Genomic DNA, 13318 nt, shown 5'->3' with positions numbered 1-13318 from the left:
AAGACTGAAAGCGCAAAACCGGTGCCGAGGTCGGCATACAGGTCGGCCGACCGGCATTCACAGCGGCGCGTGCGATACACATTGTGTCCATCGGCCGTCATCGAGCGGCAACCCGTTTTCGTACCGAAGGGAGCCTGGGACCGTGCGACACATGGCGTACGTACCCGGCGTCGCGCTTCTCGTGGCGCTCGTCGCCGGCTGCAGCGCCGGCTCCGACGCCGACGACCCCGCCGCCGACAGCAAGCCCGGCAGCCCGACGGTCTCGGCCGCGCCTCCCGGGAAGTACCGGACGCTGCCCGAATCGTGCAGCGCCGTACCGCGTGCCACGCTCAAGGACCTGCTGCCGGGCGCCGCCGACCTGCCCGAGGAGCAGCAGGAGAAGGTGTACGAGGGCACGGCCGCCGTCACCTACGACACGGACCGCAAGGTCGGCTGCCGCTGGAAGTCGGACGCTCCGGACGCCTCCCGGAACCTCTCCATCGACTTCGAGCGCGTCGTGTCGTACGACCCCTCGGTGAGCGACGACGACCGTGCCCGGGAGGTGTACGCGAAGAAGGAGGAGGCCGCCGACCTCCCCACCTCGGCCGGTGTCACCCCCAGCGAGACCCCCAGCGGATCGGCCTCACCGTCGGCCGGCGGCACACCGTCCGGGTCCCCGAGCGGCATACCCTCCGGCACGCCCTCCGCCGACCCGTCCGGCAGCACCACGGTCGCCGACCCGGACCAGGACCTCAGGCCGCGTCTGCTCGACGAGCCCGGGGACGCCGCGTTCCTGGACGACGCCCTCACCCGGGCGGGTTCCACCGCGCAGCACCGCACCGTGAGCGTGGTATTCCGCACATCGAACGTCATCGTGACCGTCCAGTACACCGAGCAGCCGGCCGGCGTCACCGAGGTCCCCGACAGCAGGGAACTGCAGGAGAAGGCCCAGGCCCTGGCGCGGAAACTGGACGAGACCCTCAACGGCTGACCCGGCCGCGGGTGCCCCGGGCCGGGGCACCCGGCGTACCCCGGGGCCTCCGGCCGGGGGCGGCATCAGGGCGCCGTCCGTCGTACCGTGGCCCCCGACCGCCGTACCGCCCGACGATTCGCCCGACGTACCGACCGACCACCCGCACGACCGAGACCGCCGTGCCGTCCGAGTGAAGGAACCATGCACCGATCAGCCCCGCGACTGTCCCGCATACTCGCCTGCGCCGCCGTTCCGGTGATGCTCGTCGCCGCCGGCTGCTCGTCGGACTCGGGCGACGCGAAGGGCTCGGGCTCCTCGGCCTCTCCGAGCGCGAAGAAGTCCGAGCCGACCGTCGAGCCCGCGAAGTTCACCGACCTGCCCGACGCCTGCACGTCGATCACCAGGAAGACGATCGAGGACCTGGTTCCGAAGGCCAAGACCAAGGGCGGCACCCCGGGCAAGTCCAGCGACACCGCGAGCCGCGACGGCTGCTCCTGGAACGGCCTGGACGACAACGGCGTCAAGGGCTCGCAGTACCGCTGGCTCGACGTCGGCTTCACCCGCTTCGACTCGGACCAGTCCCTGGGCAGCGGTGCCAAGCGCGCGACGGACGAGTACACGAAGCAGGTCTCCAAGGCGCAGGCGACCGAGGGCGCCGAGAAGCCCGCGGCCAAGCCCGTCGACGGCCTCGGTGAGCAGGCCACGGCAGTCACGTACGGCCTCACCAAGTCGAAGGAGGACTTCGAGTACGCGACGGTCGTGGCGCGTACGGGGAACGTCGTCGTCAACGTCACCTACAACGGGGCCGGGTTCGCCGGCGCCAAGACGCCCTCCGCCGCCGACATCCTCAAGGACGCCCAGAAGGCCGCTAAGGAGGCGGTCGCCGCGGTCGGCGCCGACGCCGACGCCGACGCCGACGGGGAGAAGTCCCCAGCCTCGCCGTCCGCCAAGGCCTCGTCCTCCTCGTCCTCCAAGGCCTCCGCCAAGTCGTCGTCCTCCAAGACGACCGCGAAGACGACCGCGAAGACGACCGCCAAGTCGTCCTCCTCGTCCTCCAAGTCCACCGCGAAGGCCTCCTCCAAGTCGTGACCTGAGCCCGGCAGGAGCGTCAACTCCCCTGCCCGGAGGCGCCTTGACGAAGCCCGGTGCTCCCACGAGTACCGGGCTTCGGCCCCTCCCCACGCAACACGCCCGGCCGGCATGTGCCAGGCTGTGCGCGCGCCGGATGCCGAAGTGGAGCCGGTTCGTCGAATGTCGGGAGGGGATCGCGGGTGGCCGCAATGCAGCTGACACGCACACACCGCGTACTCATCGGGGTCGTCGTCGCCGGCGCCGTGCTCATCGCCGCGATCGGTTTCGCGGGCTCGTACGCCGCCGTCCGTGAACTCGCTGAGGAGAAGGGCTTCGGCGGCTTCTCGGTCGTCTTCCCGATCGGCATCGACGCGGGCATCTGCGTCCTGCTCGCGCTGGACCTCCTGCTGACGTGGATGCGCATACCCTTCCCGCTGCTGCGTCAGACCGCCTGGCTGCTGACCGCCGCGACGATCGCCTTCAACGGCGCCGCCGCCTGGCCCGACCCGCTGGGCACCGGCATGCACGCGGTGATCCCCATCCTGTTCGTCGTCGCCGTCGAGGCGGCACGGCACGCGGTGGGCCGGATCGCGGACATCACCGCCGACAAGCACATGGAGGGCGTCCGCCTCACCCGCTGGCTGCTCTCCCCCGTCCCCACGTTCAAGCTGTGGCGCCGGATGAAGCTGTGGGAGCTGCGCAGTTACGAGCAGGTCATCAAGCTCGAACAGGACCGGTTGATCTACCAGGCCCGTCTCCAGGCCCGCTTCGGCCGCAACTGGCGCCGCAAGGCCCCCGTCGAGTCGATGATGCCGCTGCGCCTCGCGAAGTACGGTGTCCCGCTCGCCGAGACCGCCCCGGCCGGTCTCGCCGCCGCGGGCATCGAGCCGGCGCTGCTGCCGCCGGCCCCGGCCGCCGTGGAGACCGCGCAGCAGCACCCGCAACTGCCGTACGCCCCCGAGACGCAGGGCGGGCCGGAGCACGACCACCGGCAGGACCACCGGTACGAGCAGGACGAGTACGACCAGCAGGACCGGTTCGTCCAGCAGGACGAGTTCGAGCAGCAGTACCCGCCCGAGGGCCCCGGCTCGCACAACAGCCCGTGGTTCGCGGCGCCCAAGGACGAGGTGTACGAAGGCGGGTACGACCCCGCGTACGACGAGGGCGCGGACTCCAGTCCCGTGATGATCCCCTCGGGCCCCGGCCGGACCCGCCCGCTCGGCAACGTGGGCACGATCGGCGCCTTCCCGCACCCGCGCCCGGCCGAACCGGAATCCGGGGAGCAGCAGCAGCCGGACCGGAACGCCGCCCAGGATGCCCAGGACGCGGACCCGGCCGAATGGGCCCAGACCGAGATCGAGTTCGGCGAGATCGCGTACGACGTGTTCACGGCGTACACGCATCAGCACCAGGACTACCCGAGCGCCGAGGTGCTCGACATCCACCTCTCGGACGGCCACAACGTCCGCCACCCGCATAGCGCCGCGCTGCTCCGCAAGCTGCTGCCCGGCTTCAAGCAGCGCTTCGACAACGAGATGGCCGCCGACCACATCGCGTAGGGGCGACGGCGGACATGAGGAACGGGCGGGCCGCTGAGCGGCCCGCCCGTCCTCATGTGTCGCGGTGCTACGCGCCGAGCAGCGTCCGCACCCGGTCCGCCCCGACCGCGAGGAGGAGCGTGGGCAGGCGCGGCCCGGTGTCCCGGCCGACGAGCAGCCGGTACAGCAGCGCGAAGAAGGAGCGCTGGGCGACCTTCAGCTCGGGCGTCGGCTTGGCGTCCGGCGCCAGGCCCTCCAGTACCTTCGGCACGCCGTAGACGAGCGTGGTCAGCCCGTCCAGCGACCAGTGCGAGTCGAGCCCTTCCAGCAGCAGCCGCAGTGACTCACGGCCCTGCTCGTCCAGGGAGCCGAGCAGCTCCTTGTCCGGCTCGTCGCGGACGACGGTGCGGGCCTCGGCCGGCACCTGGGTGGTGATCCAGTTCTCCGCGCGGTCGAGCCGGGGCCGCGCCTCGTCGAGCGAGGTCAGCGGGCTCGAAGGGTCGAGCTCGGTGAGGATGCGCAGCGTCTGGTCCTGTGCACCGGCGGTGATGTCGGCGACCGAGGCGAGCGTGCGGTACGGCAGCGGGCGCGGGGTGCTGGGGAGCTCCCCGGCGGCCGTGCCGACGGCCCGGGCGTACGCGGCGGCGTCGGCGGGCAGCGCCGTGCCGTCGGCCACCTTGCGGGCCAGCGAGTCCCACTCGTCGTACAGCCGCTGGATCTCCTGGTCGAAGGCGATCTTGAAGGACTGGTTCGGCTTGCGGCGCGCGTACAGCCAGCGCAGCAGCGGCGCCTCCATGATCTTCAGCGCGTCGGCCGGGGTCGGCACGCCGCCCTTGCTGGAGGACATCTTCGCCATGCCGGAGATCCCGACGAACGCGTACATCGGGCCGATCGGCTGGACGCCGTCGAAGACCTCGCGCACGATCTGGCCGCCGACGACGAAGGAGGAACCCGGCGAGGAGTGGTCCACGCCGCTGGGCTCGAAGATCACGCCCTCGTAGGCCCAGCGCATCGGCCAGTCGACCTTCCAGACCAGCTTGCCGCGGTTGAACTCGTTGAGCCGGACCGTCTCGGCGAAGCCGCACTCCGAGCAGGTGTAGTTCAGCTCGGTCGTGTCGTCGTCGTACGCCGTGACGACGGTGAGGTCCTTCTCGCAGTTGCCGCAGTAGGGCTTGTACGGGAAGTAGCCGGCGGTGTTCGAGCTGCCGTCGTCCTCGTCCGCCGCGCCGGAGCCCTCGGCGGCCTCCAGCTCGGCCTCGTCGACCTTCTTCTGCTGCGGCTTCTTGCCCTTCGCGCCCGCCGCGCCGTCCTTCTTGGTGCGGTAGCGGTCCAGGACGGCGTCGATGTCCGCGCGGTGCTTCATCGCGTGCAGGACCTGCTCGCGATAGGTGCCCGCGAGGTACTGCTCGGTCTGGCTGATGCCGTCGTACTCGACACCGAGCTCGTCCAGGGCCTGGGTCATGGCGGCCTTGAAGTGCTCGGCCCAGTTCGGGTACGCCGAACCGGCCGGGGCGGGCACCGAGGTCAGCGGCTTGCCGATGTGCGCCTGCCAGGAGTCGTCGACGCCCTCGACGCCGTTCGGCACCTTGCGGTAGCGGTCGTAGTCGTCCCACGAGATCAGGTGGCGCACGGTGTACCCGCGGCGGCGGATCTCGTCGGCGACCAGGTGCGGGGTCATGACCTCGCGGAGGTTGCCCAGGTGGATCGGGCCCGACGGGGAGAGGCCGGAGGCGACGACGACCGGTTTGCCAGGCGCACGTCGCTCCGATTCGGCGATGACATCGTCCGCGAAGCGGGAGACCCAGTCGGTCTCGGTGCTGCTCTGACTCGAAGCCACGGTCGGCACGTCCTTCTCTCGTGTAGGACTCGTAGGGGCGACCCCCATGAGGGGCGCTCCCATTCTCCCAGGTACCACCCGCAGCGCGAAAACGGCTTTACAGCCCGTGGGATACTGGAGTGATCCTTTGTCCTCTACCGAAACGGCAGCCGGCTCATGGCCTCGGTCCCTTCCCTCGCTTCCACGCTCCAGCAGCAGCTGGCGGACGCCCTGACGGCAGCTCTGCCGGAGGCCGGCACCGCGGACCCGCTGCTGCGCCGAAGCGACCGGGCCGACTTCCAGGCCAACGGGATCCTCGCGCTCGCCAAGAAGCTCAAGGGCAACCCGCGCGAGCTGGCGACGAAGGTCACGGACGCCCTTCCGGCGGGTGAGCTGATCAAGGACATCGAGGTCTCGGGCCCCGGCTTCCTCAACATCACGCTGACCGACGGGGCGATCGTCCGGACGCTCGCCGCGCGCGCCGCCGACGGCGACCGGCTCGGTGTCCCGGCGAAGACCGACCCGGGCACCACCGTGATCGACTACGCCCAGCCCAACGTGGCCAAGGAGATGCACGTCGGCCACCTGCGGTCGGCGGTCATCGGCGACGCGATGGTCCAGATCCTGGAGTTCACCGGCGAGAAGGTCGTCCGGCGTCACCACATCGGCGACTGGGGCACCCAGTTCGGCATGCTCATCCAGTATCTGTTCGAGCACCCGGACGAGCTGAAGCACGAGGGCGACCAGGCGGACGGCGAGGCGGCGATGTCGTCGCTGAACCGGGTCTACAAGGCGTCGCGGGTCCTGTTCGACTCCGACGAGGAGTTCAAGGCCCGGTCCCGTGACCGGGTGGTGGCGCTCCAGGCCGGTGACCCGGAGACGCTGGCGCACTGGCAGCGGTTCGTCGACGAGTCGAAGATCTACTTCTACTCCGTCTTCGACAAGCTCGACATGGAGATCTCCGACCCCGACATCGTCGGTGAGTCCGGCTACAACGACATGCTGGAGGAGACCTGCCGGATCCTGGAGGAGACGGGCGTCGCCGTCCGCTCCGAGGGTGCGCTGTGCGTGTTCTTCGACGATGTGAAGGGCCCGGACGGCAACCCGGTCCCGCTGATCGTCAAGAAGACCAACGGCGGCTACGGCTACGCGGCGACCGACCTCTCCGCGATCCGGGACCGGGTCCAGGGCCTCAAGGCCGACTCCCTGCTGTACGTGGTGGACGCCCGGCAGTCCCTGCACTTCAAGATGGTCTTCGAGACGGCCCGCCGCGCAGGCTGGCTGAACGAGGACGTCAAGGCCCAACAGCTCGCCTTCGGCACGGTCCTCGGCAAGGACGGCAAGCCGTTCAAGACCCGTGAGGGCGTCACGGTCCGTCTTGAGGACCTGCTGGACGAGGCCGTCGAGCGGGCCACGGCGGTGGTCCGGGAGAAGGCCGAGAAGGTGGGCCTGTCCGAGGAGGAAATCGTCGAGAACGGCCGGTACGTCGGCATCGGCGCCGTGAAGTACGCGGACCTGTCGACCTCCGCCGTACGGGACTACAAGTTCGACCTGGACCAGATGGTGTCGCTGAACGGCGACACGTCGGTGTACCTCCAGTACGCCTACGCCCGGATCCGCTCCATCCTGCGCAAGGCGGGCGACGCGAAGCCCGCCGCGCACCCGGAGCTGGAGCTGGCCCCGGCCGAGCGCGCGCTGGGTCTGCACCTGGACCAGTTCGGCGAGGTCCTGGCCGAGGTCGCCGAGGGGTACGAGCCGCACAAGCTGGCCGCGTACCTCTACCAGCTGGCCTCGCACCTCACCACGTTCTACGACCAGTGCCAGGTGCTGAGCGACGAGAACGCCCCGGAGGTCGTCGAGAACCGGCTCTTCCTGGTCGAGCTCACCGCCCGCACCCTGCACCAGGGCATGAAGCTGCTCGGCATCAGGACGCCCGAGCGCCTCTGACCCTCCGGCTGCCGCACGGGCCCGGCGGGGATCATCCGATCCCCGCCGGGCCCGTGCGCGTTCCGCCGGTCGGTCGGCCGGATCCGGTCAGTCCGAGCCGGTCAGTCGAACGCCGCGGCGAACATGCCGGCCTCGTAGGAACCCCCCTTCTGGTGGGTGATCACGGCGAGCCGGTTGGCGGCGTTGATCAGGGCGACCAGGGAGATCAGCGCGGCGAGCCGGTCGTCGTCGTAGTGCTTGCGCACCTGCTCCCAGGTCTCGTCGGAGACGCCCTGGTGGGCGTCGGCGAGCCGCGTCCCCTCCTCGGCGAAGGCCAGCGCGGCCCGCTCCTCCTCGGTGAACACGGTGGACTCCCGCCAGGCGGCGACCAGGTGGAGCCGGACCGCGGTCTCCCCGGCGGCCGCGGCCTCCTTGACGTGCACGTCGATGCAGTGACCGCAGCCGTTGATCTGGCTGGCGCGCAGCGACACCAGCTCCTGTGTGGACTTCGGCAGCGGCGACTGCTGAATGACCAGGCCGGCGCCCGCGAACCGCTTGGCGAACCTGGAGCCGATCCCGTTCTCGAACAAGTTGAACCGTGCGTCCATGACGTCGTCCCCTCTCGTGGTGGTGCACTGGTCTCGTGGTGGTGCACTGGTCTCGTGGTGGTGCACCGGACTCGTGGTGGTGCACCGGACGGACACAAGACCCCGGCGGGCCGCCGCGTGTGACAGGAGGGACTGTGACCTGCGCCACCGTCCAGGGATGTCACAGAACAGGGGCGGCCGGCGTCCTGTGCCCGTGAACCGTCGAGCGCGAACAGGCAGGAGCAGCCGGGTGAACAGCGGACACGAACACACGGAGGACGCGTGGGACACGGCGGGGCGGGCCGGTGCGGACCCCGCCACCGAGGCGTTCGTCGCCCACCGCAATCTGCTGTTCACCGTCGCCTACGAGATGCTCGGCTCGGCCGCCGACGCGGAGGACGTCCTCCAGGAGACCTGGCTGCGCTGGGCGGGCGTCGATCTCGGAACGGTGCGGGACCGGCGCGCGTACCTGGTCCGGATCACCACACGGCAGGCGCTGACCCGGCTGCGGACGCTCGGCCGCCGTAAGGAGTCGTACGTCGGCACCTGGCTGCCCGAGCCGCTGCTCACCTCACCCGATGTGGCCGAGGACGTGGAGCTGGCCGACAGCGTCTCGATGGCCATGCTGCTGGTGATGGAGACCCTGACACCGAGCGAGCGCGCGGTGTTCGTGCTGCGCGAGGTGTTCGCCTTCGGGTACGACGAGATCGCGGACGCCGTGGGCAAGAGCCCGGCCGCGGTCCGCCAGATCGCGCACCGCGCGCGGGACCACGTCGCGGCGCGCCGGCCGCGCGGGACGGTGCCCCCGTCCGAGACCCGGGAGGCGCTCGACGCGTTCCGGCGGGCCGTCGAGACGGGCGATGTACAGGGCCTGGTCGACATCCTCGCGCCGGATGTCGTCCTCCTGGGGGACGGTGGAGGAGTGAAGCAGGCCATTCTCAGGCCGGTCGTGGGCGCGGACAAGGTGGCCCGGCTGCTGGTCGGCGGGCTGGCCAGGGTCACCGAGCTGTCGATGGGCCCGGTTCACGTCAATGCCGCCCCGGCGCTGGCCCTCCGGCTCGACGGGGCGCTCGACAGCGTCATGGCGGTGCGCGTCGACGACGGCCTGATCACCGGGCTCTACGCCGTACGCAACCCCGAGAAGCTGTCCCACATGGAACGCGAGACCGCGCTGCGCCGCTGAGCCGGGATCGCCGTCACTCCTGCTCCTCCTCCGGCACCCACTGGGCGGTGTCGGGGCGGTAGATGAAGCTCGGCCGGGCCCTGAGACTGCTCGTACGGAACGGCTCGCCCCCGTCGTCGATGCGCAGGGTCCCGCTCCGGCCGCCGCTGGTCCACTCGAGCTCCAGGTACCAGGTCACGTCGTGCCCCTCCACATGCGCGTCGATGTGGAACACCTCGACGTCGGTGGAGCTCACCCGGTACGGGAAGTCCTTCGCGGGCACGACCACGCCGGCGTCCTCCCCGGCGACGGGCTTGGAACGCGGCCGGCTGTCGTCCAGGTCGATGTCGAAGGTCTGCGGGGTGATGCCTCCCCCGCAGCCGTTCCCCATCGAGTACGCGTTCCAGGGGAGCGCCGCGTTGCGCCCCAGCACCCGCACGTGCAGCGCGTTCAGCACGACCGCCTCGCCGGACGTCCCCTGAAGCGTGAGTTCGAGCTTCATGTCACCGCCGTCCACACCCCCGAGGGCCCGCGCCCAGCTACGGCGGTCCTGGGGCGGAGGGTTCGGCGGGACGTCATCGGGCTTCTCGTCGAGCAGGTAGTACTGCCCGCAGGGATCCTCCCAGTTGTACGAGCTGATGGTGGCGTGCACGGGTACGCCACCGCTCTGTGGCCCGCGCGAGGACGGCGAAGGTGTGGCGCTGCTCCGGGCGGCCGGCGACGACGCGGTCCGGCTGGGCGTCGGTGACGGGCTGACACTGCTGCTCGGCAGGAGGCTCCCGCTCGCGTTGCCGCTGGGGACGACCGGCGCGTGGCTGAACTCCGTGTCCGCCCGGCCGTCGTCGGTGGCCTCGTCGCTCCCGAGGCCGTGGACGGTGAGGGCCAGGGGGACGGTGAGGGCCACGACCGCCACCGCGGTGAGCAGGACGCGCAGCCTCCTGGAGGTGCGCCGACGCGGAGCGGGAACGGCGCCGGGGCCCGGTGCCGGCGGTGTCACGTCCTCCGACATTGGCGCCGGTGCTTGCACCGATGTCGGTACCGGTTCCGCTTCGGGCCGTGGGCTCTCTTCCGCTTCCGCTTCCGCCTCCGGTCTCTCCGGGGGCGTGTCAGGCTCCGCGGGCCCGTCGGCGGCCCCGCCCACCTCCGGCTTCCGCACACCCCGGCGCTTCGCCTCGTCGGCGAGGATCCACTTCCGGTGCAGCGCCACCAACTCGTCGGCGGAGGCGCGGCAGACCCGTGCGAAGCGTTCGACGGGCGCGTACTCGTGCGGGACCGCGTCACCGTTGCAGTACCGGTGCACAGTCGAGGTGCTCATGTGCAGCTTCTGGGCGAGCGCTCCGTAGCTGAGCCCGGACCGCCCCTTCAGCTCCCTGAGCTGAGCCGCGAACTCCTGGATCTCTGTGCCCACCTGGACCGTTTCCCCTTCTGTCCGTTCCCGGAACGCGTTCCAGGGACGTGATGTTCGCGCAGGTCAGAGTACGTGCGAACGTTCCAGCGTCCCGCATGCCCCGCCAGCCGTTGCGACGGAAATCCGGGCCTGGACAAGATGTGGACACACCGCGGCGTTCCCCACGACCCGCACATCCCACCTCGTCCGTCCCGGGAGCCTCCATGCGTACCCGACCCGCGCTCAGCCTGATCGACGCAGTCGCCGCAGCAGTGCTGATCGGCTGCGTAGCAGTCGTCATCGCGCTCCTGCAGAGCATCTGATTACGCGTCACCGACCAGTACACCCGCCCGCACGTCAGGGTGCCAAACGGCGCCCCGGGCACCAGTCACATCGAACGGGGAGAACTTCTCATGCGTAACCTCCACTTCCGCCGCGCCGCCCGCACCTCCGTCCTCGGCACCGCCGCACTGCTCGCCGCCCTGTCCCTGACGGCCTGCCAGGGAGGCGACACGGCCGCAGTGGACGACTCCACCGGCTCCGCGGCGCAGAAGCCGGCCGGCGGCACCTCTGCGGCCCCCGCCTCGGACAGCACGAAGGCCGAAGCCTCGGGCACTTCCGGTTCCGCTTCCGGTTCAGGTTCCGGTTCGGATGCCGCCAAGGACTCCGGTTCCGCCGCCCCGGCCCCCGCAGCGAAGCAGCCGCAGGACGGTGACACCGGCAGCGGGTCCCTGCCCACGTGCACCGACGCGAACACCAAGTTGACGATCACCAGCGTCCAGCGCCCCGTCAACCACATGCTGCTCACCGTGACCAACACCGGCTCAAAGGCCTGCAACGCCTTCTACTACCCGTTCCTGAAGTTCGGTGAGGCGCAGTCCGTCCCCCCGGTCGTCGAGGACAGCAAGCCGCAGGCCGTCGTGACCATCGCCCCCGGCGAGTCCGCCTACGCCGGTGTGATGACCTCGTCGGCCGACGGCAGCGGCACGGGCGGCTACTCCACCGAGGACCTGTCCGTCGGCTTCCAGGACAAGAACTCCGGGTCCGCGGGCGGGATGGTGGACGTCTCGCTGGGCAAGGACGTGTACGTCGACAGCACGCTGACCGTCACGTACTGGCAGACCGAGATGGACAACGCCCTCATGTACTGACCGTTCACGCACTGAACGTTCATGCACTGACCGTTCATGCACTGACCTTCGCGACGGGCGTGGCACCGCAGGACCGGTGTCACGCCCGTCCGGCCTGTCAGGGGCCTCCCGACCGCTACGGTCCACGGATGCGTATGTATCTTTCGTCCTTCCGGACGGGGAACCACCCGGAGCAGATGCTGGCACTGCTGCCCCAGCCGCACGCCTCCGACGTCCCGGTCGCGGTGATAGCCAACGCGGTCGACGCCCTGCCGGACGGCGAGCGCGAAGCGGCGGTCGAGCGGGAGCTCGGAGCGCTGTCCGGGCTCGGGCTGCGACCGGTCGAGCTCGACCTGCGTACGTTCTTCGAGCGCCCCGCGGCGCAGATCGCGGCCGCTCTCGCCCGGTTCCCCCTGGTCTGGGTCCGCGGCGGCAACGTGTTCGTCCTGCGCCAGGCCATGGCCCGCAGCGGGGCCGACCGGGCGTTGGTGGACCTGCTGCGGCAGGACGCGTTCGTCTACGCGGGCTACAGCGCCGCCGCCTGCGTCCTGCCCCCGATCTGCGGGGCCTGGAGGAGTGCGACGCCCCGGAGGCGGTAGGCACCGCGTACGGCGACGAGGCCCGCTGGGACGGGCTGGCCCTTCTCGACTACGCCGTGGTGCCCCACATCGGCTCGCCCGGGCACCCCGAGACGGAGGTCCTCGGCACCGTGGCCGACCGCTACCGCGCCCGGGGCACCGCCCATCGGACGCTCAGCGACGGCCAGGCCATCGTGATCGACGGGCCCTCCACCTCCGTGTGCTGACCGGGCGGCGGCGCAGCCCGCTCAGTCCCGCGAAGCCTCGGGGGCCGTCCCGGATTTCGTGTGGAGAACGTCGCGGGCCTGGTTCGCGGCGCGGGTGGTGCTCTCGGAGACGAAGTCGAGGAAACGGGCGACGCTCTCCAGGCGTGTGGCGGCCGGGGTGCCGACGCCGAGGACACCGACGCCCCGCTGGGCTGTCTCGATGATCCGGTCGGTGGCGCGTGCGCTGGCGATCATCGACTGGTACCAGATGTCGTCGTCCACGACATAGCGGTCGCGACGGCGTTCGTCCCGTTCCCGGCGGATGAACGACTGGTCCTCGAGGTACGCGATCGCCTTGGAGACGGACGCCGGGCTGACCTGGAGACGCTCGACGAGCTCGGACGCCGTGAGGCTGCCCGAGTCGGTGATGGTGAGACAGGTCAGGACCCGGGACATCATCTTGGGCATGCCCGACTGTATGAGGACGGTGGTGAACACCTCCTCGAACTCGTGCACGGCCTCGGCATCGCGCCCATGGGCCTGCGGAGTCGTCCTCGAATCCCGGGGCCCGGCCTGCTTGCGGCGGTGGGCACGGTGTTCGGTGGCGCGGTGGGCGAGGTCGGCGCGGTAGGCGGTGGGGCCGCCGTTGCGCATCACCTCCCGCGTGACCGTCGAGGTCGGACGGTCGAGGCTTCTCGCGATCTCCGCGTAGGGGAGGCCGTCGGCCAGTCCCAGCGCGATCTGCTGGCGTTCCTGCTGGGTGAGCCTGCCTCCGGGCATCGCGATCTCTCCTTCGTGGTCCGTAATGCCGCCAGCCTAGCGTTCATCACCAATTCATTGCAACGCACCGACGTCAAGCCTGTTGCATTAGGCTCAAAACCATTGCAACGAAATCCCTCATCTCACCTGCAATTACGGGAGTTTGGCGCAACAAGTTCATTGCTAACTTCATGAACGCAACGTAG

Annotated in this window: 12 protein-coding genes; 8 read left to right on the top strand and 4 right to left on the bottom strand. The window is 70.4% G+C overall.

Features of this window, described 5'->3' with window-relative positions; genetic code table 11:
* Positions 1 to 151: 151 nt before the first annotated feature.
* From ACIRD8_RS33580 to ACIRD8_RS33570, 3 genes are all read left to right on the top strand, one after another.
* On the top strand, positions 152 to 970 hold the full coding sequence (locus ACIRD8_RS33580) for a DUF3558 domain-containing protein (RefSeq protein ID WP_404000179.1): 819 nt from the start codon (positions 152 to 154) through the stop codon (positions 968 to 970).
* A 183-nt stretch (positions 971 to 1153) separates the two neighbouring features.
* Positions 1154 to 2041 carry a DUF3558 domain-containing protein gene (locus ACIRD8_RS33575; protein ID WP_404000176.1) on the top strand — a complete coding sequence of 296 codons (888 nt, stop codon included), beginning with the start codon at positions 1154 to 1156 and terminating at the stop codon, positions 2039 to 2041.
* Between the two features lie 191 nt (positions 2042 to 2232).
* Positions 2233 to 3582, top strand: coding sequence for a DUF2637 domain-containing protein (locus ACIRD8_RS33570; RefSeq protein ID WP_404000173.1), 1350 nt, complete (start codon positions 2233 to 2235; stop codon positions 3580 to 3582).
* Between the two features lie 67 nt (positions 3583 to 3649).
* On the opposite strand, the gene lysS is transcribed toward ACIRD8_RS33570, so the two are convergent.
* Positions 3650 to 5407, bottom strand: coding sequence for a lysine--tRNA ligase (gene lysS / locus ACIRD8_RS33565; protein WP_404000170.1), 1758 nt, complete (start codon positions 5405 to 5407; stop codon positions 3650 to 3652).
* A 147-nt stretch (positions 5408 to 5554) separates the two neighbouring features.
* On the opposite strand from lysS, the gene argS reads away from it, so the two are divergent.
* Positions 5555 to 7324 (top strand): arginine--tRNA ligase, encoded by a 1770-nt coding sequence (gene argS, locus ACIRD8_RS33560; RefSeq protein ID WP_404000167.1) that lies wholly within the window; start codon positions 5555 to 5557, stop codon positions 7322 to 7324.
* Between the two features lie 101 nt (positions 7325 to 7425).
* On the opposite strand, the gene ACIRD8_RS33555 is transcribed toward argS, so the two are convergent.
* On the bottom strand, positions 7426 to 7911 hold the full coding sequence (locus ACIRD8_RS33555) for a carboxymuconolactone decarboxylase family protein (protein WP_404000164.1): 486 nt from the start codon (positions 7909 to 7911) through the stop codon (positions 7426 to 7428).
* Positions 7912 to 8140: 229 nt separating this feature from the next.
* Between ACIRD8_RS33555 and ACIRD8_RS33550 the strand changes: the two genes are divergently transcribed.
* Positions 8141 to 9073 carry an RNA polymerase sigma-70 factor gene (locus tag ACIRD8_RS33550; protein ID WP_404000161.1) on the top strand — a complete coding sequence of 311 codons (933 nt, stop codon included), beginning with the start codon at positions 8141 to 8143 and terminating at the stop codon, positions 9071 to 9073.
* Positions 9074 to 9086: 13 nt separating this feature from the next.
* Here ACIRD8_RS33550 and ACIRD8_RS33545 read toward each other — a convergent pair whose 3' ends face one another.
* A complete protein-coding gene (locus ACIRD8_RS33545; protein ID WP_404000158.1) occupies positions 9087 to 10460 on the bottom strand; it encodes a helix-turn-helix domain-containing protein in 1374 nt (457 codons plus the stop codon).
* 392 nt (positions 10461 to 10852) lie between these two features.
* Between ACIRD8_RS33545 and ACIRD8_RS33540 the strand changes: the two genes are divergently transcribed.
* The 3 genes from ACIRD8_RS33540 to ACIRD8_RS33530 all read left to right on the top strand — a co-directional run bounded on the left by ACIRD8_RS33540 (position 10853) and on the right by ACIRD8_RS33530 (position 12374).
* The gene (locus tag ACIRD8_RS33540; RefSeq protein ID WP_404000154.1) at positions 10853 to 11590 is read left to right on the top strand and encodes a DUF4232 domain-containing protein; all 738 of its coding nucleotides are present in this window, start codon (positions 10853 to 10855) and stop codon (positions 11588 to 11590) included.
* A 128-nt stretch (positions 11591 to 11718) separates the two neighbouring features.
* A complete protein-coding gene (locus ACIRD8_RS33535; protein ID WP_404000151.1) occupies positions 11719 to 12168 on the top strand; it encodes a Type 1 glutamine amidotransferase-like domain-containing protein in 450 nt (149 codons plus the stop codon).
* A gap of 56 nt (positions 12169 to 12224) precedes the next feature.
* Positions 12225 to 12374, top strand: a complete 150-nt coding sequence (locus ACIRD8_RS33530) for a hypothetical protein (RefSeq protein ID WP_404000148.1) — start codon at positions 12225 to 12227, stop codon at positions 12372 to 12374.
* 21 nt (positions 12375 to 12395) lie between these two features.
* Here the strand turns inward: ACIRD8_RS33530 and ACIRD8_RS33525 are convergent, their stop codons facing one another.
* Complete coding sequence (locus tag ACIRD8_RS33525) at positions 12396 to 13133, bottom strand: helix-turn-helix domain-containing protein (RefSeq protein ID WP_404000145.1); 738 nt, start codon at positions 13131 to 13133, stop codon at positions 12396 to 12398.
* Positions 13134 to 13318: the final 185 nt, after the last annotated feature.

The sequence above is a fragment of the Streptomyces sp. NPDC102451 genome, from assembly GCF_044765485.1.
GTDB lineage: Bacteria > Actinomycetota > Actinomycetes > Streptomycetales > Streptomycetaceae > Streptomyces.
Note: the sequence above shows the minus strand (reverse complement) of the source record. Positions and strands in the feature narration are given on the sequence as shown.